The sequence below is a fragment of the Streptomyces alkaliphilus genome, from assembly GCF_014141535.1.
In the GTDB taxonomy this organism is placed as follows: Bacteria; Actinomycetota; Actinomycetes; order Streptomycetales; family Streptomycetaceae; genus Streptomyces; species Streptomyces alkaliphilus.
In genome coordinates this window covers 1-351 of sequence record NZ_VKHT01001788.1, presented here as the reverse complement: position 1 = coordinate 351, position 351 = coordinate 1, and the positions used below count along the sequence as shown (strand labels likewise).

1 pseudogene is annotated in these 351 nt (G+C 66.4%); it reads left to right on the top strand.

Annotated features, from left to right (window positions below):
- Window positions 1-169: 169 nt before the first annotated feature.
- Window positions 170-351: pseudogene (locus FNQ90_RS26765) on the top strand (hypothetical protein); the annotation flags it as partial.

Here is a 351-nt window from a genome sequence, read left to right as displayed (position 1 = left end):
TCTCGGTTGGCTTCGCAACCCCGAGCTACCAGGAGGCCCTGCCTTCATGCCCGCAGCCAGCCACGGTCACCCGAACGAGACTCCCGTTCGACGCCCACCCCTCACGATCGGAACGACAACAGCTCCTCAGGACATCCAGGACACCGACGCGAGCTGCTGATGTTCGGGCATGTCGAAAGCCCGACTGGTCATCACCGCTGTCACCATCGAGCACCGCCCCGTCGCCTCCAAGATCGTCCTGGACACCTTCCGGCAAGCCGCCCAACTGCACGGATACCCCGCCTCCACACTGACCGACAACGGCCTCGTCTACACCGTCCGCCTGGCCGGCCCCAGCCGACGAGGCGGACG